At 33.5% G+C, this 22,476-nt stretch carries 22 protein-coding genes; 14 read left to right on the top strand and 8 right to left on the bottom strand.

Annotated elements, in window-relative coordinates; translation table 11 throughout:
• Positions 1-161: 161 nt before the first annotated feature.
• The 6 genes from MY04_RS12710 to MY04_RS12685 form a co-directional block, all read right to left on the bottom strand.
• The gene (locus MY04_RS12710) at positions 162-878 is read right to left on the bottom strand and encodes a FadR/GntR family transcriptional regulator (protein ID WP_066210131.1); all 717 of its coding nucleotides are present in this window, start codon (positions 876-878) and stop codon (positions 162-164) included.
• 726 nt (positions 879-1,604) lie between these two features.
• The gene (locus MY04_RS12705) at positions 1,605-2,852 is read right to left on the bottom strand and encodes a tetratricopeptide repeat protein (protein ID WP_066210130.1); all 1,248 of its coding nucleotides are present in this window, start codon (positions 2,850-2,852) and stop codon (positions 1,605-1,607) included.
• Complete coding sequence (locus MY04_RS12700) at positions 2,852-4,153, bottom strand: ATP-binding protein (protein WP_066210129.1); 1,302 nt, start codon at positions 4,151-4,153, stop codon at positions 2,852-2,854. The genes MY04_RS12705 and MY04_RS12700 overlap by 1 nt, the downstream gene beginning before the upstream one ends.
• A gap of 156 nt (positions 4,154-4,309) precedes the next feature.
• Positions 4,310-6,655 carry a TonB-dependent receptor gene (locus MY04_RS12695; protein ID WP_084005866.1) on the bottom strand — a complete coding sequence of 782 codons (2,346 nt, stop codon included), beginning with the start codon at positions 6,653-6,655 and terminating at the stop codon, positions 4,310-4,312.
• A gap of 340 nt (positions 6,656-6,995) precedes the next feature.
• A complete protein-coding gene (locus MY04_RS12690; RefSeq protein ID WP_205960474.1) occupies positions 6,996-7,631 on the bottom strand; it encodes a class I SAM-dependent methyltransferase in 636 nt (211 codons plus the stop codon).
• A 372-nt stretch (positions 7,632-8,003) separates the two neighbouring features.
• Positions 8,004-8,993, bottom strand: coding sequence for a zinc-binding dehydrogenase (locus MY04_RS12685; RefSeq protein WP_066210128.1), 990 nt, complete (start codon positions 8,991-8,993; stop codon positions 8,004-8,006).
• 871 nt (positions 8,994-9,864) lie between these two features.
• On the opposite strand from MY04_RS12685, the gene MY04_RS12680 reads away from it, so the two are divergent.
• The 9 genes from MY04_RS12680 to MY04_RS12640 all read left to right on the top strand — a co-directional run bounded on the left by MY04_RS12680 (position 9,865) and on the right by MY04_RS12640 (position 15,795).
• The gene (locus MY04_RS12680) at positions 9,865-10,566 is read left to right on the top strand and encodes a hypothetical protein (RefSeq protein ID WP_066210127.1); all 702 of its coding nucleotides are present in this window, start codon (positions 9,865-9,867) and stop codon (positions 10,564-10,566) included.
• Positions 10,567-10,657: 91 nt separating this feature from the next.
• Entirely contained in the window at positions 10,658-11,215 is a 558-nt protein-coding gene (locus tag MY04_RS12675; RefSeq protein ID WP_066210126.1) for a hypothetical protein, read from the top strand.
• Between the two features lie 29 nt (positions 11,216-11,244).
• On the top strand, positions 11,245-12,036 hold the full coding sequence (locus MY04_RS12670; protein WP_066210125.1) for a hypothetical protein: 792 nt from the start codon (positions 11,245-11,247) through the stop codon (positions 12,034-12,036).
• A gap of 314 nt (positions 12,037-12,350) precedes the next feature.
• The gene (locus MY04_RS12665) at positions 12,351-12,728 is read left to right on the top strand and encodes a tellurite resistance TerB family protein (RefSeq protein ID WP_066210124.1); all 378 of its coding nucleotides are present in this window, start codon (positions 12,351-12,353) and stop codon (positions 12,726-12,728) included.
• Positions 12,729-12,857: 129 nt separating this feature from the next.
• A complete protein-coding gene (locus tag MY04_RS12660; RefSeq protein WP_066210123.1) occupies positions 12,858-13,430 on the top strand; it encodes a Crp/Fnr family transcriptional regulator in 573 nt (190 codons plus the stop codon).
• A 96-nt stretch (positions 13,431-13,526) separates the two neighbouring features.
• Positions 13,527-13,952, top strand: coding sequence for an SRPBCC domain-containing protein (locus tag MY04_RS12655; RefSeq protein ID WP_066210122.1), 426 nt, complete (start codon positions 13,527-13,529; stop codon positions 13,950-13,952).
• A gap of 96 nt (positions 13,953-14,048) precedes the next feature.
• Entirely contained in the window at positions 14,049-14,846 is a 798-nt protein-coding gene (locus MY04_RS12650; protein ID WP_066210121.1) for a hypothetical protein, read from the top strand.
• Positions 14,847-14,858: 12 nt separating this feature from the next.
• The gene (locus MY04_RS12645; RefSeq protein ID WP_066210120.1) at positions 14,859-15,395 is read left to right on the top strand and encodes an alpha/beta hydrolase; all 537 of its coding nucleotides are present in this window, start codon (positions 14,859-14,861) and stop codon (positions 15,393-15,395) included.
• A 4-nt stretch (positions 15,396-15,399) separates the two neighbouring features.
• Positions 15,400-15,795: a VOC family protein gene (locus tag MY04_RS12640; RefSeq protein ID WP_066210119.1), complete on the top strand. Its 396-nt coding sequence runs from the start codon at positions 15,400-15,402 to the stop codon at positions 15,793-15,795.
• 61 nt (positions 15,796-15,856) lie between these two features.
• Here MY04_RS12640 and MY04_RS12635 read toward each other — a convergent pair whose 3' ends face one another.
• Positions 15,857-17,056, bottom strand: a complete 1,200-nt coding sequence (locus tag MY04_RS12635; RefSeq protein ID WP_066210118.1) for a C45 family autoproteolytic acyltransferase/hydolase — start codon at positions 17,054-17,056, stop codon at positions 15,857-15,859.
• A 113-nt stretch (positions 17,057-17,169) separates the two neighbouring features.
• Here MY04_RS12635 and MY04_RS12630 point away from each other — a divergent pair, with 113 nt between their 5' ends.
• Complete coding sequence (locus MY04_RS12630) at positions 17,170-18,564, top strand: hypothetical protein (RefSeq protein ID WP_066210117.1); 1,395 nt, start codon at positions 17,170-17,172, stop codon at positions 18,562-18,564.
• Positions 18,565-18,589: 25 nt separating this feature from the next.
• Here MY04_RS12630 and MY04_RS12625 read toward each other — a convergent pair whose 3' ends face one another.
• Complete coding sequence (locus MY04_RS12625; protein ID WP_066210116.1) at positions 18,590-19,018, bottom strand: hypothetical protein; 429 nt, start codon at positions 19,016-19,018, stop codon at positions 18,590-18,592.
• Positions 19,019-19,321: 303 nt separating this feature from the next.
• Here MY04_RS12625 and MY04_RS12620 point away from each other — a divergent pair, with 303 nt between their 5' ends.
• The 4 genes from MY04_RS12620 (at position 19,322) to MY04_RS12605 (ending at position 22,455) form a co-directional block, all read left to right on the top strand.
• Positions 19,322-20,437 carry a suppressor of fused domain protein gene (locus MY04_RS12620; RefSeq protein WP_066210115.1) on the top strand — a complete coding sequence of 372 codons (1,116 nt, stop codon included), beginning with the start codon at positions 19,322-19,324 and terminating at the stop codon, positions 20,435-20,437.
• Positions 20,438-20,590: 153 nt separating this feature from the next.
• Positions 20,591-21,100 (top strand): hypothetical protein, encoded by a 510-nt coding sequence (locus tag MY04_RS12615; RefSeq protein WP_066210114.1) that lies wholly within the window; start codon positions 20,591-20,593, stop codon positions 21,098-21,100.
• Positions 21,101-21,116: 16 nt separating this feature from the next.
• On the top strand, positions 21,117-21,602 hold the full coding sequence (locus MY04_RS12610; RefSeq protein ID WP_066210113.1) for a hypothetical protein: 486 nt from the start codon (positions 21,117-21,119) through the stop codon (positions 21,600-21,602).
• A 10-nt stretch (positions 21,603-21,612) separates the two neighbouring features.
• Complete coding sequence (locus MY04_RS12605; RefSeq protein ID WP_066210112.1) at positions 21,613-22,455, top strand: class I SAM-dependent methyltransferase; 843 nt, start codon at positions 21,613-21,615, stop codon at positions 22,453-22,455.
• The last annotated feature ends 21 nt before the right edge of the window (positions 22,456-22,476 follow it).

Below are 22,476 nucleotides of genomic sequence, written 5' to 3'. Positions count from 1 at the left end.
AAAAACCTGTCTGAGATCGAAAGGTTTCAGACAGGTTTTATTATTAAGTAGTACTACTTGATGTAAAATTATTTTTTTGAAATACTATTAATAGCATTTACCTATAAAAAAAGGATCAGTTAGTTTAACTGATCCTTTTTTATGATTTATATTTTTATCGATTAGTAAATCGAATTGTATTTTTTCTTCGCCGATTCAAGAATTGGATTCAAGTGACCTTCCATAATCTTTTGTGCCTTGAATTCGTTTCCGTCTTTAATGGCATTGAACAATGCTCTATGTTCGTTTACCGCTTCTAATCTACTTTCTTTAGAACAAACACGCTCTCTTTCGAAGTGATTTAGAATATCTGGAGTGATCGTCATTAATAAACTCTTTAATGTTGAGTTTTTAGAACATCTACTCAAAGAAAGGTGGAACATGAAATCCTTTTCAGAGATATCATCCGTATTGTTTAAAACTGCTCTTTCGTACTCTTCAAGGGCTTTTTCTACAAATTCTAAATCTGCATCCTCTCTTCTTTGTGCCGCAAGACCAGCAATTTTTACTTCTAAAAGAATACGAGTTTCAATTAGAGAGAAGAAATCGTTATTATCAATTTCTAAGATATTTGTAATAAGTCCTTCTAACGCTTTTGCGCCAAGACCAACCACTACAGTGCCACTTTGCGGTTGTGTTTTAAGCAAACCAAAGAATTCCATTTTCTTTAGGGCCTCTCTCACATGACTTCTTCCGACGCCAAATTGTTCACTCAGTTTTCTTTCAGGAGGTAACGTATCGTTAGGTTTTAATACACCTACCTCAATCATCTCTTTTAGTTTTCGAATAATAATACTAGATGGTTTCTCCACCTGTATTTTCTCCATTTCAAATTCCATTTTTAATATTTTTAGTCGTTGGTTAACGAGTAGTTCTCAATAATAAGATAAATTTTATGAAGTAATTCTAATCACTTCTATTGAAAAATAGCCTAACAATTGGTTTATGAATTAACTTTCTATAATTGAAGAAAATGTTTGTGTTTTGCTAGATATCAAAAGTATGCAATATTATATAAAAAGAAGTATTTAATAGTACAAAGCACACTTTAACGGATAAAATTACTTACTTACAAAAATAATAAAAAATTGCATCAATTCCATCTAATTCATTGTATTTTAATTATTTAATTTTGCTAAAATTTTGCTTGAAAATGAAAGAATTGAAATTGGGGTTGGTAGACCAAAGAGTAAGTGAAAAAGGACGAGTGAAGAGTGAAGAGTGATTTTTTTGAACTAATAAAATAAGTAAAAGGTAAGAAGTAAGAGGTAAGGGGGGATTTACTTACTGGCGCAAATGTTAAGCGATAGCGACATTTGTGCCCCTAAACGTTAGAGGTCTCCCGACCTCTTTTTAGGTAGCAGGTAGCAAGTAGCAGGTACTGAATTTACGCTCCTCATGACACGGGTATTAGATTAGTCCGGAGACTAATACTAGTGTTAATGAGAGTATAATTTGAATTAATTGTCTCCCTTACCTCTTAACTTTTTACCTCTTACTTAAAAACGAGCGTTAGCTTTGCTACCTGCTACCTGCTACCTGCTACCTGCTACCTGCTACCTGACTTATTTTTTCGTCGATAAAAAGTTCGCTCCAAACTGGAAAGCAACTATACTGTAGATAAAGTAAACAGTGTATTTTGAGAAGCCAACATTAACCATCGCTCCAATAAAGATATTCATTAGTCCAAGTCCAATAATGATGACAAGGCCAATAATCATGAGCCAATTTCCTTTGATATTGTCGTAATATCGACTTGTTGGAATCATCATTAGAAGGGCAAAAATGCCTATACTTAGCCATACTTCTGCTGTAACAAAAAGGCTAATAATAAGGGATATTAATCCTGTTGTGATGAGGAATAAACTGATTTTTGCTACCCGTTTTTTCTGATCAGAAAGCAAGAATTTACCGTACCGGTTAACGGATAATATCATGTTGGATAACGGTTGAATGATCCAAGTGGAGAAGGCAAAAAGTGCCAATATATAAATAACAGGATCGATGTATGGAGCATATTCAGGGTGGTCTGCACTGAATTTTCCTAGGTATTTTGCACCAAAATAAAACCCGATAATGAACAGCCATTGTTGTCCACCTTTGAGGTTACCTAACCAAGTTTGAAAAGCAAAAAAGATCTTGTAAATGAAATACTTACAGCGTAATGACTCTAAAATTACCCACTGTGCTAATTCATCATTGGGATTGATCATCATCGCCTCTTCGGCATGTCTAAGTGCTTTTTTATACTCCTTAGCTTCCAGTAGATTCATGGCCACAATGGCGTGAGTATGACTGTCATTTGGATTTTTATGAAGATTATCTTCAATCGTTTGTGTCATCTCTTCTTTTAATCCCAACTTGATGGAAGCTGTAGATTTTACATTCAAAGCCAATGAATTTTCAGCATCAAAAGCTAAGGCCTGATTAGCGGCATCATAGCTTTCTTGATAGTCTTTTTCTGATAAATGAATCTTGGCCAAAAGTGCAAAATAATCGGCATCTTCTGGGTTGTATTCTATGGCTGCCTGAATAGATTTTCTGGCCTCCTTATCTTTTGATACTATCAGCTGACATTTTGCTAAAGTGTAAAGCAACAAATCAGAATCACTTTCTATGCTTAGACCGTGATTTATTATTTGGATAGCTTCTTCGGTTTTATCTAACTGAATGAGTGTTTCTGCATAGAGTAAGATCAGGAAAATATCATCAGGTGTTTGCCCCATCAGAATTTGAAGCTCTTTTTCAGCTTCTTGGTATTTACCATGATCAAAAAGAGTTTTAGCCCGTAAGTAGGTCAGTTCGCTTTCCATTATTTTTTAATTTTTAAGTAGTCCAATACATCATCATAAATACCTGCTGCATTCGAAAATAATGCATAATTTCTTGCCGAGGTAAACCACTCTTTAGTTGTTGGTGCATGAGATTTAGCCCCTTGAACAAGGTCTTTTGTTTCTATTGGTTTTGGAATACCGTCTTCAAAAGAAGCTTCCAATTTTTTTTCTATGGCAATATCAATAATGGCTTCCATATCGGCTCCAGAATACTCTTCGGTCTTCTTTGCGACTTTAGCGTAATCGATATCACCAATTGGTTTTCCGTCTAATTTTAATTTCAGAATTTCTTCTCTCGCCTCTGTATCTGGAGGTGGGATAAAGATAATACGATCAAAACGACCTGGTCTTCTGAAAGCAGGATCAAGGTGCCAAGGTGTATTGGTCGCCCCTAAAATGAGTACACCATCGTTATCATTTTCTGCTCCATCCAGTTCTTGAAGAAACTGATTGATTACATTTCTACCACCCGTATTTTTAAAGTTGGAACGGTTGGCTCCCAAGGCATCGATTTCATCAAAGAATAAGACACATGGTGTATTTTGACGAGCATTTTCGAATACTTCGTGTAGATTCTTTTCGCTATTTCCCATCCACATGTCTAAAATATCATTTAGACTAACGTGAATAAATTTAGCGTTTACTTCTCCTGCTGTGGCTTTGGCAATAAAGGTTTTTCCACAACCCGGAGGGCCGTACAATAGAATACCTCCACCTACTTTCTTACCATAAGCTTTGTATAGATCAGCATTTTGTAAAGGTTTGATGATCTTTAAATCGATCTCCTTTTTCACCTTCTGCATCCCTCCAACATCTTTAAAAGTAACCGATGCTTTTGTCGGTTCTTCTAAAATTGAATTGATTTCATCCAAAGCGTTATCACTCACTTTTAGATGTTTATCTAATTCCTCATCAGAAAAATCTGGATCGATGGCTTGCACTTTTTGATACATATCGATAGCCGCAGAGATGTTATTCTCTTTAATAAAGCTTTTTGATAATAACACCAAGGCATCCAAATCTGTTGGATTTTTCTCTACAAACTCTTCTAACATCACAATGGCCATATCAATACGATTGGTATGGTAATAAGCGACAGAATATTTGTATAAAATATCGGGAAACTGATCGGCATGAGGGATGATCATTTGATAGTGTAGGCATGCTTCCTCATATTTATTGTGATCAAGTAAAGTATCCGCTAATAGTTTTCTTAGTTGGATATTCGAGGGACTGTTGGCTAAGGCGTCTTCCAATCCCTTAATAATATCGTTGCTCATATATCTAGTTTTTTGTTATTGAAAGTTAGTCATAAATTTTAAATACAACCAAATTTTGGTAACACTTCAGTGTTATCAAAATCAATAATTAAAAACCCACGATTTCAATCGTGGGCAAAAGAAGTATGGATACTAAGATACTCTAATATATAAACCCTAAAATTCCACTTTATAAGCAATACTCGGAATAATCACCTGTGCCTGATCTTTTTCAATCTGATCGGTTTTATAGTTGTACAAATATCCATATTGGTCCATACTTCCTAAAGCGTTCAGCAACTGAAACTTCCAAGTGCCCGAGTGTTTTTTCTTATTGATTTTCCAATAGAACGAGATGTCCAAACGATAATTTGGGTCTTGCTTTATAGAATAAATATTTGATTCATCATAGACGATATCCTTCTCGTTAATACTCTCCTCAACATTAACCGGAGTGGCATATTTTCCTCCAATGAAATTGAATCGTCCGCTAAGTCCTAGAATCTTATTATTGTTCTTTCCCATCACCCATTCTTTACCATAAATAGCATTGATGACAAATCCTCGATTGTAACGTGTATTACGCTCAATTCCATCTCCTCCTTTATATTTTGAATCGAAAATTGAACTGGTTAGCATGTAGTAATAACCATCTGATAACGACCGAGATAAGGTGATGTCCACCCCATAGTTTTTACCTGTTCCCGTTCCTACTAATCGATCTTCATATAACCATTGTGCATCAATGTTTATGGCCGAGTAAGAACTATCGGGAGTGACCGGAATATCATAAAGGAATTGCATATAAGGTTCAATATCCAATCGTAATTTATCATTTAGCTGCCATCCGTAAGACACTACAAAATGATGTGCTTTGGATAATGGCAAAGAGGTATTCGGTTGAGATATTACTCCGTTTTCTTCCACTTTTGAAAAGTACAAAGGAAGAGGTTCCACCTTAGAATGTTTGCCATAAGCGACACCTAAAGAGTGCATCGGATTCACCTGATATTTAAGACTACCTCTTGGCTCGAAAGTGAGTTCATTATTAAAGTTGACATATTGAGAATGTATACCTACACTAAGCTTTAATTGTGAGGTTAAATCAAATTGCGATTGGGTAAAAAACTGTACTGTATTGATGTCGCTTGATTCGTCGACATAATCAAAAAGAGGATCTTTGAAATCAGGTGCAAAACGTAATTTAGAATGATAATCTAGCTGATTGAATATCACTCCAGTTCGGTTGAAATGAGAGGCACTAAACTTATGTTGTAAAACTGATGAAACCGTCCATTTATTGTTTTCAACATACATATCTGATGAAGGATAAGGGATTAAATTAAAATCTAGTTCTTCAGATTCATATCTTTTGTATTCTTGTGATCCTACAACTGAGGTTTTCAAGAAGGTTTTATTGCTGAACGAATAATTATGCGTCAAACCAATCACTCCAGTTCTAAAGGTACCTAACTCATTATTACGGTCGTATTTTGATTCCCATTTAGTGGTATCTTGAAAAGCTTGAGCATTGATGTCATCGATTAATCCCAATCCCCAAAGAGAGAATACACCGGCTTTTTTGGTGGGTACATTGATTTTAAAACTTAGATCCTGATAGGTAGGAACACTGTTTTCTACAGGTAATAAAGGCTTGAGCAGAGCCAAAGTGGAGTAACGATAATTGAATAAATAAGAAGCATTGTTCTTCTTCGAAAACGGTCCTTCTGATGAAATATCCAATCCCATTACACCCAATTGCACGGCGTGTTCATGGGTCTCGTTATTACCATTTCTGAATTGCATATCAAATACTCCGGACATAGCGTTGCCATACTCGGCAGGGAAGGCTCCGGTGAGGAAGTCAGAATTACCCAACATTAATCCACTGAGAGCAGATATTGCTCCACCACCAAAAGAACTTAATCCACCAAAGTGATTGGGATTAGGAATTTCTACACCTTCCAATCGCCATAAAACACCTTTGGGAGCATTGCCTCGAATTACCACACCGTTCTCGTCTAAACTTCCGGTAGTCACACCCGCATAGGAAGCCACTAATCGGGCAGGGTCATCAAAAACAGCCAAACGTTCCGTTTGTTCCACCGTAAATGAATGTCCGCTGACACTCACCATTTCGTTTAGTGGTTCACCATTTCCGTTGGTTGCCTTAATCACCACTTCATCCATTTCAGTAACACTTTCTTTTAAAGGAATAGTAAGGACTAATTCTTTTGCTGAAGTCAGCATCAGATTATTCTCGAACGAAGTCTCAAATCCCATCAATGAGATTTTCAAATCATGTCGTCCCACAGGTATATTTTCTATTCTAAACTTTCCATTTTCATCAGATACAACGCCTAAAGGAGTATCCACAGAAGTAACCATAACTGTGGCAAAAGGGAGGGGAGTTTTTGATGTAGCATCAATTACTTGTCCACGAATTACCTGAGTTAAATCTTGTCCAAAAGCTTGAATAGTAAGCATGCATAGCAGAAATGAGCGAATAGTTATTTTCATCATGTTTCTAATTTTTTAGAGAGTTAAATTTTGCTTTACATGATGATGACACGGAAGAGAGGGGAGACCCCTATTCTAGGGTAAAATAATTTTTTTGATGAAAAAGGAAATTTAGGAACTAGGAGATAGGAGTTTGCTGAGTTGACGCTCGTTTTAACTAATAGATAATAAGTAATAAATAATAGGTAAAGTTCGTCCAAACCTATAGAGACTTCAGTCTCTATAGGTATAATTATTCCTACACCCAGGTTTCAACCTGGGGATTGATTATAGTAGATTATATATATGGATTGATTACAGGAGATTACATGGGGAATTATATTTAAATGAAGTGCCATAAATTTTACTTCACCGCATCAATAATAATACTAGTATATTTTGGTTCATTATTGACATTTCGTTTATCAAAACGAATTGATCGATTAATAGTGCCAAATTGAGTATCCCAATCACAACATTGAAACTCTTTTTCTTCATCAAAATATTCTAATAATTTGACTTGAAAACCAGCTTCCTCAAAAATGGATTGAAAGAGTTTGTAGTTGTATAAAACTTTATGATCGTCTGAACCGATGCCATGTCCACCAGGTTTTACATAGTCAATATAATCCTCATCTTGATGATAACCATCCGGAACGGCTAAACGTATATTCCCACCTTTCTTTAGAAACTTGTAGCAATTCTTAGCAGCAATTTTACCTTGTTCTAAAGTGAGATGTTCCCAAACATGTTCAGCTAAAAGAAGATCGATATCGTTTTCATCAAAGAATTTTTTCCAAGTACGTTCTTCTAAAAGATCAATGATATAGATATCTGTTGGAAGCCAACCATCATCAAAAATATTCTCACTGCCGATGACCACCTTTAAAGGTTGATTACTTTTTTTTCGTTGTTTGACATCACTTTTAAATTGTCTGATCTTCATTTCTTGTAGAAAAGGGCGAGCAAAAGGCATTAGTATATTTTTGAGTTCCTGCATAAGAAGAGATTAGTTTTTTAAGTATAAATTAAGTTAGCATAACTTTTACTGATATGAAAATGAAAGAGAAAGAAGGAGTATAAGGTAAGAGGTAAAAAGTAAGAGGTAAAGCTCGTCCAAACCTATAGAGACTTCAGTCTCAATAGGTATAATTATTTCTAACCCCAGGTTTCAACCTGTGGGGTATATAGTCTTGATAGGTATAATTATTTCAACCTGGGGAAAATCCTAGGTGATATAGCATCAATCCTTCTAAAGGAAAAATTAAACTAAAGTAGATATTCCTCTATTATTACTGATAGGTATAGTTAAATAAATAGCAGAAATTAAAGTAAAGTGTAATTTCGGCTATTTTTTGACACTTCAACAAAATCAGACCTTCAAAACGACTTTACCCATAATTTTCCGATCAAGAATAGAGTTTAGTGTCTCTATCGCCCCCTCAAAATCAACAGTAATTAATTGAGGAGTTTTGACTTTCCCGTTCAACATTGCATCCGTTAAACCATTCGCAGCATCGATGATGGTAGTTAAGCTGTTTTTATCAAAACCATGAGCAGCCCCCAAAGCTAATTGATGAAAAGTGATGTTTTTAGAAAATACATTATCGTATTTATCTGGACGAACCACGCCAACAAGTTCCAACATTTCACCATTAAAGGCTAAAGAGTTTGCCGCAATTATATCATTATCATCACCTACACAGTCGAAAGATTTAGAAACACCTTTGCCTTTGGTCAGTTCTTTTACTTTGGCGACTACATTAGTGTTTTTGTAATCGATCACCTCATCAGCACCTAAGCTTTTGACATAATCGTGCTTTTGTGAGGAAGCCACTGCAATTACTTTTTTGGCCTTACAAACATGTTTGGCTATTTGTACGGCATAAGATCCAACACCACCAGCAGCACCAATAATGAGCACTTTATCATTTTCGTTCACCTTCAGTTTTTCCACCAATGCTCTCCAAGCCGTCCATCCGGCACAAGGAGCCGCAGCTGCTTCTTTATTTTTTAAGCTATAAGGTTTATGAAAAACGGTACGGTAGTCGTGAACTGCATATTCGGCTAAACCACCATGAGGTTTAAACATATTTCCATGGTAAAATACCTCATCACCTTTAGCAAAACCTTTTACCTTTTTTCCCATTTTAACCACTTCTCCAACAACGTCTAAACCAACAACATAAGGAGAGGGGACAGGTTCAGGAATAGCTCCTTTCCAAAATTTAATTTTCGCATCTACAGGGTTAATACCACAGGCTTTTACTTTAACTAGAAGATCGTTTTTCCCAATCTCAGGAATATCGATCTCATTTAACTGAAACTGATCAGTTTCAAATTGATAAGTTATGGCTTTCATTATAGGGTTATGTTTTTGAGTGGGAAATATAGTCGATGATGATGTGAGATGCAAGATGGGGAAAACTAAGAAACTAAGAAACTAAGGAACTAAGGGGGAGAGTATCAAAAGCCCATGAATTTATTCATGGGGATGCTTTTTTGAAGGTAAGAAGTAAGAGGTAAAAGGTAAGACTCTCCTGGCGCAGATGTTAAGCGTTAGCGACATTTGTGCCTATAAACGTTAGAGGTCTCCCGACCTCGTTTACTATTTTCAAAAGGGTTAAAGTCTATGCTGTATTAACAATAAAACTATCCAAAAACTGACTCGAATTGTACAAAAAGGCAATGGAATAGGACGAATCCCGAGTCGGACACCCCAAAAACCGACTCGAATTGTACAAAAAGGCAATGGAATAGGACAAATCCCGAGTCGGATACCCTAAAAACCGACCCGAATTGTACAAAAAGGTAATGGAATAGGACAAATCCCGAGTCGGATACCCAAAAAACCGACTCGAATTGTACAAAAAGACAATGGAATAGGACAAACCCCGAGTCGGATACCCTAAAAACCAAAATCAATTAGTGAAATTATACTCAAGCATCATCGAAGAATAGCTTGGAATATCCATATCCCAAGGAGGTGGTGTAATCCCTCCGTCCTCTCAACATAAAATCTTAACATCTTCCATAAAATCTCTATATTGTCTAACCCAAAATCAACTTATCCTCCCCAAGGAGGGGTGCAACCCCTCCACAACGAACCACTTCCATACACTCCCCAACCCAAACATCAAAATAATAATCCCCAACCCTCCTTGTAAAACTCATCCAAATACAAGTAATTAGCACCACAAATCAAGAACTTAAAGCGAAGATCAAATAGGAATATGAGACAAGATTCTATTGAAAAACTAAACCAAAACAAAGCATCAAACTTTATTTATATCGAAGCTCTATTGCCGATACTATTCATCTGTTTACCGTTATCAAGGTATTTAGAAGAATTGATATTTCCCTTTGGAATAGTATTATTAGTACTAGCATATTTTAGAGTTAGAAAAGCATTAGCCTTTGAAATAATTTCATTAAATATCAGCAGAGAAGAGTTACTTGAAGTGATGCAAAGAGTCACAGAGGAATTATATGATGTACATCAAAATAAAGTGACGAATACCTCATATAAATTTCAGATGATAGGTTTTAGATATACTGAAGATTATTTATTGAAGATGGATGGAAATGAAGTTCAACTTCAAAGTTATTATTCAGGTGTTCGAGCATTCTTTTTATTATTTAAAAGACCATCAACGTTTAAAAATTGCTTTTTAAAGCATCTAATTGATGTAAAAGAAGGTATTCCCTACGATATAACATTAAGGACAAAAAGAGAAAATAGACTTCGAAGAAATGAGTTAAAGAAAGGACAGTACTTAATGAATTTTTCAATTTTTATCTTTGGAGGTATTCTGATTTATGCTGTTTTGGGGATTCAAAGTAGGCCATTGGAGACCACGATTCCAGGTGTTATTTTGGGTGTGTTGGGGATTGGTTTAGCATACTATCTCAAGAAACAGAAATTTAAGATATAAATTTCGTAAGAGTTATTTCTTTGACTATGAAAAAAATAGATCTATATTTATCTAACTAATTATTTACTAATCAAAAACAAACTAATTTTTTATGACCAAAAAGCTAATCACTCTTTTCATCTTTTGTCTATGGTCAATGACATCATTTGCTCAACTTGATGCGACAACTACAAAGAAACTAGATCAGTATTTAGAGAAAAATACCAAAGTAACACACAAGGAAATTGTGGGAGAGGCTATTTCTAAAATTCTGAAGCATAAAGTGTATTTCATCAGTATGAGAATACAAGGGATGTATAATATTACAGGATTTAACACTAGTGAATTTATCGTTATCGAAATAGGCGATAAAGTAAAGAGATTTGAGTGGGAAAATACAAATACGGATATGCCAGAATTCCTTAGTTATATTAAGGATGACTTTGTGTTAAATGAGAAAACCGCCCAAATGTTTCAAGATCTGCTCGATAAAATCTATCCAGTAGAAGATTGGAAAAGCCAACACAAAGAATTTTTGCAAAAAGATGGGAAGTGGTATTTTTTAAGAGATAAATTCTTCGACAAAAAACAAGGATTTGAAATTACTGTAGATGATAATGGTAAAATTACCTTTATCAAGTATATCCTAAAGTTTGAAATAGATCAATAAAAATCAAGTAAACTAAAACTATAATTAAAATGAAAACCTTAAAACTATTCTGTTTAGCTATTATATCATTAATAGTCTTTTCATCATGTGACAACGATGAAACATCTCCTTCGGATCAAGGATTAGTACCAGGGACAATCAGTGCCAAGTGGGAAATAAACAATAGAAGTGAATTTACTTCTTTCGAGTTTAATGAAAGTGGGAGTTATATCATCAGACAAACAATTGCTCCAGCTGATTATGTAGAAGATGTCCTCTATTTTGGGCAGTATGAGATTATTGATGAAGAGACAATAGACTTACATGGTTATGGTATCTTATCGAAGGTACAATTGAACAACAATGAAATCAGTTTCACTTTAAGACAGACCAATAGTGAAACTGATTTTGAACTTGTAGCATCGAAAGCAAAGGAAATGGAATCTACCCCAAGAACTTCTTTACTTTGTAAAACATGGAAGTTGGTATCAATTGATGGTCAGAGTATTGTAGGTACAGAAATGGATCTAACAGTTGTTTTTTCAAAAGCTGGAACCTATTTAGTTCAGTTTAAATATTCTTCAGAAGATTTTGAAGGCGGACTTGCACATTGGAGATGGGCAAATAAAAATGAAGAACAAATACAATACGATTGGCAAGAAATTCCAGATTGGGAATCACCAGGCTTGGTCGATATTAGAAATTTAACATCAAATAGTTTAACCATTGTAGAAGAAGATTTGGTGTATGAATTAAGTGCTGTGGAGTACTCTAGCTCTGCCACACTTTCAGTATCTAAGGAATCGTCTTCTAGAAAAAAAACTGGAGTATTTTCTAAATAAAATTCTTCTATTTTTTTGATTGGAATAAATGGCGCAGATGTTAAGCGATAGCGACATCTGTGCCCATTAACGTTATAGGTCTCCCAACCTCGTAATACATATACCCGAAAAACCATCAAAAATTAAACTATAATAGATTTTTGAGAATTTATTAACTGTATAAAAGATACCAAAACTAAAGAAAAGTATAATTTTGATGTCAAATTGATGTTTTGATGACTTTATTAAATAATGTTATAAAACACAACTAACCTCATATCAAAGTTCGTTAGATATTGAGTGAGTAAACTATTTAAACATAAACAAATCTAATCATGTCTGATAAAGAAAAATTATACGAGATCTTAGGAGAACTTTTATTCGTTGTAGCTAAAGCTGATGGTGTTATCCAAGACGAGGAAAGACAAGCCATCGATCAATACATCGAAAACCATCCTTACGGTGAGGACATCAAATGGTCATTTAATTATGAAGCCAAGAAAAACACTCCGATGGAAGAAGTTTACAATAAGGTATTAGACTACTGTAAACATTATGGACCTACTGCAGAATACGGAGAGTTCGTTAATGCCATGAAAGTGGTAGCAGAAGCATCAGATGGGATCGACGAGAACGAAGCAGAAGTAATGGATTCCTTCTCCAAAGAACTTCTGAAAAGATTCCAACAAGATATTGAAGGTTTAAAAGTATAAATAATAATTCCCCTGTTTTGAGATCATCGAGGCAGGGGATTTTTTTAGTTAGGAGTTAGGAGTTAGGAGTTGCTGAATTTACGCTCGATTTTTTGTAACTAGAACTTTTCAATACTTAGATAAAATCCTATGAACGAACTAGAACAAAATATTCAATCCTATTTCGGAATTATTCAACCTCAAGAATTGAAAATGATTAGTTCTCTATTTCATCCTTACACTATCAAAAAGGGAGAGTTTTATCTCGAAGAAGGTAGGAGGTGTGAACAGCTTAGTTTTATTAAATCGGGTTGTTTGAGGATATATAAGAATACAGAAGATAAAGAAGTCACACAATGGATAGCTACCCAAGGTTATTTTGTGACAGACCTTTCTAGTCTATTATTTGGATCATCTGCTCGATGGAATATTCAGACATTAACTGATGTAGAACTGTACACAATAAGTGGATCAGATTATAAAAGAATAGGTGATTTGATTCCAGAATGGCATGAGTTGGAAAAGTTATTTATTGGAAAGTGTTTTACGATTTTAGAAGATAGAATTTTTAGTCATTTATCCATGACCGCCGAGGAACGATATCAATATTTCTATGATCAAAATAAAGAGTTGATCAATCAAGTTCCTTTACAATACATTGCTTCGATGTTAGGGATGACGCCTGAAACATTCAGTAGAATTCGAAAAAAGCAGAGTTTATAAATTCTTGATATTTATCAAGAGTAAACCCATAGTAGTTTAAGAACTTTGTGATGTACAAAAACTAATGGAATTTTATATCACCAAAAATTAAACACAATGGAAATTAAAACAGAAATTCTAATTCATTCTACACCTGAAAAAGTATGGTCAATTCTAACAGATTTTGATAAATATCCAGAATGGAATCCTTTTATAAAATATATACAGGGTGAAGTAAAAGAAGGAAATCAGATAAAAGTGAAAGTAGGTCCGAAAGACGGAAAAGGAATGATATTTCAACCTAAGGTTTTAAGTTTCCAGAAGAATAGTGAATTAAGATGGATTGGTAAATTGTTGTTCCCAGGAATATTTGATGGTGAACATCAATTTCTATTAATTGATAACGGAAATAATACCACTACTTTAAAACACAACGAGAAGTTTAAAGGTATTTTGAAAGGGTTTTTAAATCTTGAAAAAACAAAAAAAGGCTTTGAATCGATGAACATCAAATTGAAAGAATTAGCAGAGAGTAATGGATAAGGTTATAAGAGATAATTTAAATTTATTTCGTATTTCGTTGATTATTACTCCTCAAAATTCTAATTTTAATGAAAAAACTAAAACCTATATTAACTCATGAATTTTCAAAAACTAAAAGCATTCATCTTAACAAGCTTAATTTTACTCACGAATTCTTGTATCCTGAATAAAGAACATGCTATACGTTCAGTTTCTGTGAAAAGTTATTTAGCTGAAGTCGAAAATAATAAGATCCATAAATGGGATCAAATATCAGGATACGTTGAGGTCTATAATGAAGACGGAAAATTACTCTATTTCAAAAAAGATGGTGGATTAGCTGATGAGGAAAAAAAACTCGTATATGATTCTTCTGGATATTTAACGAATGAATTTCTTACTAAGTACGGTCAGTTTCAATATGAAAAGAAGTATCAGAATGATTCATTGGGCCAATGTTATGAAGAACATATATACAGAGCAAATGGGGATTCGACAAAAATAAAAAACACTTATAATTCAAATGGAGAATTAATCAAAAAATTATATTACTGGGATTGGGAAACACCTCATTTATATACCAATTTTCAATCTGATGATAATGAAAAAACAGAAAAAGATTATAAAATAGATGGGACTAGATGGCATTTAGTAAAAAGAAATTTTGATAAAAAGGGAAGGCTAATAAGGTATAGAGAGTATAAAAACTTTACAACCCAAGAAAGAGATACTAAATATACATACAATAAGAAAAACGATCTTATAAAAGAGATTACATATGACTCTTCTCGAAGTGTAATTGAAGAGTCTAAATATTCTTATGAATACGATAAAAATAAGAATTGGATAAAGAAAATCATGTATCGAGATGAAAAACCAATAGTAATTGATGAACGAAAGATTGAGTATTTTTAAATTGTTCCACTTATGAAACAACAACTTATTATTCTCTCGGATCTTTGGGGAAGCGAAAAATCGGATTGGTTGATCTATTATACACATATTTTAAATCAAAAATATGATATAGTATATTATGATAGTTGTCTGCTAGGAAATGTTGATACATCAAGTAATGATCAGCAATTAATACATCAACAATTTGTAGAAGGTGGAATTAGAAAAGCTGTTTCACAGTTGATAGAGTTAGAGCAAAATCCAATAAAAATATTAGCTTTTAGTATTGGCGGGTTGATAGCTTGGAGGTATGGTTTGCTTACCGGAAATATTAAATCTTTAATTTGTATATCATCAACTCGATTAAGGAAGGAAGTTTATAAACCTAAAGGAGAAATTGAGCTATATTTTGGAGATAAAGATGCATATAGACCACCAATGGAATGGTTTATAAATCAGAATGTGAAATTTGAAGTGATACCAAATAAGCACCATGAGATTTATACTGAAAGGGAGTTTGCTGAGGAACTATCACTAAATATTTGTAATCACCAATCACATAAAAAATAAAACAATGAAAATTACTCTAATCAGCATCCCAGTTTTAGATCAAGAAAAAGCACTTGAGTTTTATACAGAGAAGTTAAACTTCATCAAGAAAAAAGATGTGCCGGTGGGGGGTGGAAATAGATGGTTGACTTTAGTTTCGGAAGAACAACAAGATGGACCTGAGCTTTTATTGGAGCCTGCACCATTGCATTTTGAACCTTCAAAAGTATATCAAAATGCACTTTTTGAGGCGGGTATTCCCTACACACAATTCGATGTTTCAGATGTTCAAAAGGAGTACGATAGATTGTTGGAGTTGGGAGTTGAATTCAGCATGAAACCAACAGAAATGGGAACGGTAAAGATTGCTGTGTTTAATGATACTTGTGGGAATAATATCCAACTTGTAGAAACACTATAGTACAAATGTAAATAGGATAAAAGTCCAATAACCTTCACTCGATTATTGGACTTTTTTCTTACTAGAATTCAAACTTGGTGTATTTTGATATACTTGGAGAATCGGCAGTATAATACACATATGGAGTCTCAGTTTTAGAAATAACAACTACCATACTTTGTAGTGTTCTTCCCGAAGAAGTACCAGGGAACACATTAATTTGATCAGAAGATTTTAATTCCATTAAACTTTTCTCATTAATTGTTTTAGCGTTATCATGTAACCAATTATTGGCCTTTGTTAATCGTCCTAAAGTGTTGGCAAAAGAACCGCCACCTGACTCTTCGTTCATTTCGAAAGCTAAAGGAGTTTCATCAGATTGTGTGTGGTTGGTATGAACAATATAGTTTGAAGTAAGAGGGATAATCGAATATTTTCCTTTCCCATATACCTCTACACTTACTACTTGATGTTGATCCCCAATCATATAATTCATAGGTTGTGCACACTGTACCGTTTCAAGGAATGCCAAAGCATCTTTAACAGAAGATTGTTCTAAAATTTTCCTCACATTAAAAGCCACAGGTAAACCATTCGAATTTGAAGTAACATTTCCCAAAGTATTAATACCAACAGCTATTCCTTTATTATTTACTCCATTTTGAGCAATTACCCCAGCAAAAGTACCTTGTAAAATGATCAGGTCACTATTTGGATCTTTGATTCGTAAAAGTGTATTTAAACCTTTAAAATAAGGGGGAATATCGTTATTGTGAGTTACGAAGTTAGGAGCATCAGCAGTTCCAACTATTCCAACAGTGGTACAATGTCCTTGTAATTCTATAAACCCATTTAAAGCAAAATAAACAAAGAGTTCATCAAAAGCTTGATAAGCAAATAGCATTTCGAAAGAAACATTGGCGCCATCAGAAATACCTTTTAATTCTTCGTATAAGTCTGGAGTGTGATCTTTAGTATAACCTGCATATCCTTTTTGATCTAAGAATTGCTTTACAAATGTATCCACATCTGTGATAGAGGTATTGCTAGTTATCCAATTTTTAAAAGCTAATATTCCTTGATTAATCTGTGTTTTTAAAGCTTTACCATGTTGAATACCTCGACCATAAGGAGTGGGAGCGTCTATCGTTATTTCATAAATTCCATTACGGTAATTAACTTCTGGTATTTTGGATTCCGAGAAACTATTTCTCCCATAAACTTCAGCAGTAATTAACATAGATATAAACATTAGATAGAAAATTGTGAATAACTTTTTCATGATGATATAATTTTGATTACTTTAATAAATAGTACACTACAAATATCATCTGATTCACATTCTAATATAAGTAACGGTGGGTTACACCAAGTAACGTTACTTTACCATTTACTATGAAACAAAAGTGGCAACAAACCCTTCAAAAAATCTTAGATAGTTCGGTTTTTATATCTTCTTTTCGAGCAAAGAAGCTATTATCTTATTTAATGGAAAAAAGGGAAAGTGGTAACGAGGAAGACTTTTCTTCTTATGCCATTGCCTTGGAGGTTTTTGATCGAGATGTTGATTTTGACCCCTCTATAGACCCAATTGTTCGGGTTCAAATGGGAAGATTGAGAACACTACTTTCTAAGTTTTATCTCAACGAATCAGATCCAGATGATGTTATCATTGAGATTCCAAAAGGAAAATACACTCCCTCCGTTAAAAAAGCAGATAAAATAGAACAAGAATCACAAGCAATATTAAACTTTCCATCTCTCTATATCCATCCTTTGGTTAAATCAAATGATACTCAAGAAGAGTTATCAAATGCTTTTCAATTAAAGCTAATGGATCGATTTTATGCCAATCAATTCTATAAGCTAACTTTAGATCAAAACAAAGCTGATTTTCAAATTAAATTACTTTGGGAGGAAGATACACAATTCCATATCTTTGTATTTGATAAGCATCAAAATTTAATAAAACGATATTTTGGAATGTGTCAGCATCAAACTGATGCACTTAACTTTGTTCAGTTAAATATAGATGGATTTTACAGTCCTTTGATGCTCAATAGTGGTTGGGCGGAAAACGAAAACCAAGCCTTAAAAAGAATAATTGATTTTAATGAAGAAATATTACTTCATAACAGATATGAATTACTTACAGAAGTGATTCAAATCCTACAAGAAATGATAGAAGTTCAATCTCATCCTTTCTTACTTAATTTATTGATAAAATTTTATCATTTTGATTTTCATTACGGATTAAATATTTATGAAGATCCATTAAAGTTAGCAGAGGATCTTTTAAACATAGCACCTGCTTCAACTTTGAAAGCTGAAAAAATATGGCATCATATATATCGAAATGAAGAAGCAGAAGCAGAAAAACTATTTAAAGAATTTCTGAACTCTTCAAAACATTACGAAGATTCTATTCAAGAACTTCTTTTTCATTTGTATTTTGGTGATAAAAAAGCGTTTGAAGAAAGTAGGGGCCGATTAGATAAATTAGAATACGAAATTCCTGATATTATTGATTTAGGAATTGGTATATATGAATTATTGGAGGGAAATGATTTAACAGCAAAAACAGAAGCATCTTTAGATAATCAGCCTTTTAACTTCACCATCTTTTTGATAGCAATAGGAAGTTCTAATCCAGTAAAAAGAGAAAAATCAAAAGCCATTCTTGATGAATTACTTCAAGAAAATAAACAAGAATTAATGGATATTGTATCGAATTGGGTCAAAAAATCTATTGGAGAACAACTAATACTAAAATATAAAAGCATTACCTAAACAGGTAATGCTTTCTAAGTGTGGTTTAGTCGCAGTCACGCTCCCAACGTTGTTCATCATTTTCCCACTCCCAATGACAACCAGTGGGTAACTTTTCAGTAGGTCTACGATTTCTATCTGTATATTTTCCGTTATTGTTATAATCATCACATTCTCTTTCCCAGTGTCCATCATCATAATCCCATTCCCAACGGCAGCCTTCGGGTAGCTTTTGTGTAGGAGGATTATTTCTATCGGTAAATCTACCATTGCCATTTCTACCGTCACATTCTCTTTCCCAATGTCTATCGTCGTGGTCCCATTCCCAATGACATCCTTCAGGAAGTTGCGTTGATGGACGAGGAGGATACCCACCATTGTAATCATCATCATCATGATTACAAGAGAAAAGAAAGCTCATGATAAGTAAGCTTAACACTAATAAATTACGAGAGATTGATTTTGAATTTTTCATCTTTATTTTTTTCGTTTTTAAATTGATAACGATACAAAGATGAGGTGTACTGGGTTGTTATATAAGTAACTTAAAGTAACGTTACGTTACATCTAATGATTTTAGAGAAATTAAACTAAAGTAGATATTTGATTCATTTTTAAATAAATTTTTTTGTTTTGTACAAACTATCAAATTCATCAACTATGAATAATAAAGCTGTTGTCCGATTGACTCATTACCTAAAATCAAAATTAAGTTGATAGATTGAAATCAATGTTTTACATTTAGAATAGTAACTATTGTGTATCAAACTGACTAATTATGAACTTTCTAAAAAAGCTAATTACTTCTTACAAAGATAAATTTCAAAAACCTGAAATTCTGCTAGAAGAAGAATCACCTACTTGTCCGATCACAGCCATTGTAGAACAAGACCATCGAGTAGTCTATTTTTATTTGTATGCCTCTCAAAATTCAAATTTTGGTATGAAATCTTGTTGGGTAAGAAATCTGGTAGAGGCTCCTGATGAATCTGAAATTGAAACAATGCTTAATGGCAAGGCTCCGTTGCTGCCTAAACAATTTTGTAAATTCCCTAATGGACAGAAACCTCTTGATGCTTATGATCTTGAAATTATTTGGACAGAGGAAGGAGATGCTGCTGCTCTTAAATATCAAGGAGAAATAGTAGCAATAATCCCAAGTTGGTCAGGTGAAGGTGATTTTCATGGATATGCAAGAGATGTTATTGGACAAAGTAACTTGGCTTGGGAAATTGGAACATCAAATGTCTTTTTAGAAAGAATAGAAAAGGCAAAAGAATTCTGGCAATCTTGGGGAGATGATTTAAACCCATTCCAAATTCACCAACCTCAAATTCTGAAGATATACGAAGAAACTTTTGGAAAGCAAGATACATACTATGCTATCGATGGAGGTAAATGGCCTCCGAAGGGAATGTATTTAAGAAAAGGAACATCTAAAAATGTTTTTGCAACAGTAGGTGTTTCATTAGTACCTATGCCTTCAGTTGAAATGTATTTCGAAAAGTCTCATGAGGTAGATAGAATAGAACTAGGGTTGATATTAAATTCAACTATTTCAGAAAGCGACGTACAAGAAACGGCCAATTATATAAGTGGTCAATCTTCCTTACCTTGGAACAATATCACTTTCTTGGGAGAAGGACATACCATTAACTTCAAACCCATTCAAAATTCAATCTTTAATGCTGTCATCCTAACCAATAAATTGGATGTGTTGCCTAAACCTGAATTGGAAGATTACAGAAGCTCAAAAGTGAATTTCCTATGGATGATTCCTATATCAGAAAAAGAAAGAATATTTGTGATGGAAAATGAGAAAAGCGACATCATTCATAGATTAAATAAGATAGGAAATGAGGTCTTCTCTTTAGATCGTGAAGAAGTAGTTTAATGACGCAAATGCTAAAAACTCAATTTTACTAAATTTGATGATAATAGGTGAAAAAAGGGCGAAAATTAAACTTTAGTAGATTTTGGGCTACTTTTTGATTAAGTATCACCTATCAAAATTAACTAAAAGTATAATTTCAAGGATTTTTTGATAATGATGAATAAACTTCAATTAGCTAAATACCCAGCCACAATCATCGGATTATTGTTAGCAATTCCCGGGTTGTTATCTCTATTCTCTATCGAATGGAGTTACTTATTTTTAATGGGATTAATTTCTCTTGTACCTATTGCATTACCTATTGAATATGTCGGAAGTTACATTGGGATTAATTACTCACTTACATCATTTTTAGTATTCACTATTGTATCAACTATTTTTAGTGTAAGTACCTTTTTATTATTTCATCGGTTAAATACTAAAAAGAAACCTTTTAGTCATTGGAAAGTGATCATCTTCTACCTTGCTCAATACTTCCTGATACACCCATTAGTAATTTATACATGTGTAATTTTCAATTTGAAAAATGCAGGAGATGGACAATTTATTTTTGGTATTTTAGAAGTGTATCCGATTAGTAGTTTGATGTATTTAGCATTTGGTTTTATGGTGGATTACCTAAAAAATAAAACCGCAAATACTTCTGTGATTGAAACTATTTAAACTATACATAACTAATATGAATATAAATAATCTTACTTTTTTGTCAGTACTTATTTTGATGATGACATCATGTATGTTAAACACTAAAACCAAAGAATCTAATAAACAAACAACAATAGACTTAAACCCTAAAACCATAGCAAACGACACTTTACATGTAAAAGGAAAAGCTATTGTTTTCTTTTCTATCAATCAACAAGAATATGATTCTTTGGCACAAGATGAAAATTCAGGTGTAATAGAAATGATAGACGATTTTAATTATTATGCTAACGAAGTTCATGATAAGTTATCTAGTTTAGGTTATCATCTAAGCATGTCAGCTGCTAGGTATATTGTTTTAGAAATGGATGATAGTTCGAAAGTGACCTTTGATCGGTTAAAAAACAAAGATGAAATTGTTGGAAGAATATATTCTGATGGGAATAATTCTAAGATATATTATGGTGTAGCGACAGATATTGATATCTTAATAGAGGAACAAGAGTTTAATATAAAATGATCTATTAAAGATGAACATCACCAAAATCATAAATCAAACCCAACAACCCAAACTATACGAACAAGGAACCTCATTTATGTGGACTGATCCTTATATCTCAAAACAGTTACTGCAAGTACATTTAAATCCAGATATCGATTTGGCCAGCCGAAAAAAGTCGACCATAGAAATGACGGTAGACTGGATTTTGAGTGCTCAGAAAGAAGATCAGCCACTAAAGATTTTAGATTTAGGATGTGGACCAGGATTGTATACAGAATTACTAGCTAAAAGAGGGCATGATGTGACAGGTGTAGATATTTCTGAAAATTCTATTGCACATGCGAAAGCATCAGCCAAAGAAAAAGGACTGAACATAACTTATAGAAACGAAAGCTATTTAGAAGCAGATCTTGGGGAAAATGAATACGATTTAGTGATTCTCATTTATACTGATCTTGGAGCATTAATTCCTTCGGATAGAACGCCTTTACTCTCTAAAATAAATCAAGCAGTTAAACCGGGTGGAACCTTTATTTTTGATGTTTTAAAAGATAGAAGTTTTCAGAAGAAATTAACAGGAAAGTCTTGGGAAGCAAGCAAAGAAGGCTTTTGGAAAGGCAGTCCTTATCTAGCGTTATCAGAGTCGTTTTTATACGAAAAAGAGAAAGTCATTTTATCCCAACACACCATTATCGATGAAGACGAAAATATAGACATTTACCGTTTTTGGACTCACTTCTTTTCTCAAAATGATGTATCCAATATGTTATCATCATTAAGCTTCAGTAGCATCACATTTAACGATCATCTTCTTCCAGAAAGTGATATGTGGAATGGAGATAATGTTTTGTTTGTGAGGTGTGATAAGTAATCATTGAATTTATCCCTAAAT

This window comes from Flammeovirga sp. MY04, from assembly GCF_001682195.2.
Classification (GTDB): Bacteria; Bacteroidota; Bacteroidia; order Cytophagales; family Flammeovirgaceae; genus Flammeovirga; species Flammeovirga yaeyamensis.
This window is presented reverse-complemented; position numbering and strand designations above follow the sequence as displayed.

Excerpts from the sequence above, each read along its gene's own strand:
- MY04_RS12710 (WP_066210131.1), bottom strand. The coding sequence starts at position 878 with ATGGAATTTGAAATGGAGAAAATACAGGTGGAGAAACCATCTAGTATT.
- MY04_RS12705 (WP_066210130.1), bottom strand. The coding sequence starts at position 2,852 with ATGGAAAGCGAACTGACCTACTTACGGGCTAAAACTCTTTTTGATCAT.
- MY04_RS12700 (WP_066210129.1), bottom strand. The coding sequence starts at position 4,153 with ATGAGCAACGATATTATTAAGGGATTGGAAGACGCCTTAGCCAACAGT.
- MY04_RS12695 (WP_084005866.1), bottom strand. The coding sequence starts at position 6,655 with ATGATGAAAATAACTATTCGCTCATTTCTGCTATGCATGCTTACTATT.
- MY04_RS12690 (WP_205960474.1), bottom strand. The coding sequence starts at position 7,631 with ATGCAGGAACTCAAAAATATACTAATGCCTTTTGCTCGCCCTTTTCTA.
- MY04_RS12685 (WP_066210128.1), bottom strand. The coding sequence starts at position 8,993 with ATGAAAGCCATAACTTATCAATTTGAAACTGATCAGTTTCAGTTAAAT.
- MY04_RS12680 (WP_066210127.1), top strand. The coding sequence starts at position 9,865 with ATGAGACAAGATTCTATTGAAAAACTAAACCAAAACAAAGCATCAAAC.
- MY04_RS12675 (WP_066210126.1), top strand. The coding sequence starts at position 10,658 with ATGACCAAAAAGCTAATCACTCTTTTCATCTTTTGTCTATGGTCAATG.
- MY04_RS12670 (WP_066210125.1), top strand. The coding sequence starts at position 11,245 with ATGAAAACCTTAAAACTATTCTGTTTAGCTATTATATCATTAATAGTC.
- MY04_RS12665 (WP_066210124.1), top strand. The coding sequence starts at position 12,351 with ATGTCTGATAAAGAAAAATTATACGAGATCTTAGGAGAACTTTTATTC.
- MY04_RS12660 (WP_066210123.1), top strand. The coding sequence starts at position 12,858 with ATGAACGAACTAGAACAAAATATTCAATCCTATTTCGGAATTATTCAA.
- MY04_RS12655 (WP_066210122.1), top strand. The coding sequence starts at position 13,527 with ATGGAAATTAAAACAGAAATTCTAATTCATTCTACACCTGAAAAAGTA.
- MY04_RS12650 (WP_066210121.1), top strand. The coding sequence starts at position 14,049 with ATGAATTTTCAAAAACTAAAAGCATTCATCTTAACAAGCTTAATTTTA.
- MY04_RS12645 (WP_066210120.1), top strand. The coding sequence starts at position 14,859 with ATGAAACAACAACTTATTATTCTCTCGGATCTTTGGGGAAGCGAAAAA.
- MY04_RS12640 (WP_066210119.1), top strand. The coding sequence starts at position 15,400 with ATGAAAATTACTCTAATCAGCATCCCAGTTTTAGATCAAGAAAAAGCA.
- MY04_RS12635 (WP_066210118.1), bottom strand. The coding sequence starts at position 17,056 with ATGAAAAAGTTATTCACAATTTTCTATCTAATGTTTATATCTATGTTA.
- MY04_RS12630 (WP_066210117.1), top strand. The coding sequence starts at position 17,170 with ATGAAACAAAAGTGGCAACAAACCCTTCAAAAAATCTTAGATAGTTCG.
- MY04_RS12625 (WP_066210116.1), bottom strand. The coding sequence starts at position 19,018 with ATGAAAAATTCAAAATCAATCTCTCGTAATTTATTAGTGTTAAGCTTA.
- MY04_RS12620 (WP_066210115.1), top strand. The coding sequence starts at position 19,322 with ATGAACTTTCTAAAAAAGCTAATTACTTCTTACAAAGATAAATTTCAA.
- MY04_RS12615 (WP_066210114.1), top strand. The coding sequence starts at position 20,591 with ATGATGAATAAACTTCAATTAGCTAAATACCCAGCCACAATCATCGGA.
- MY04_RS12610 (WP_066210113.1), top strand. The coding sequence starts at position 21,117 with ATGAATATAAATAATCTTACTTTTTTGTCAGTACTTATTTTGATGATG.
- MY04_RS12605 (WP_066210112.1), top strand. The coding sequence starts at position 21,613 with ATGAACATCACCAAAATCATAAATCAAACCCAACAACCCAAACTATAC.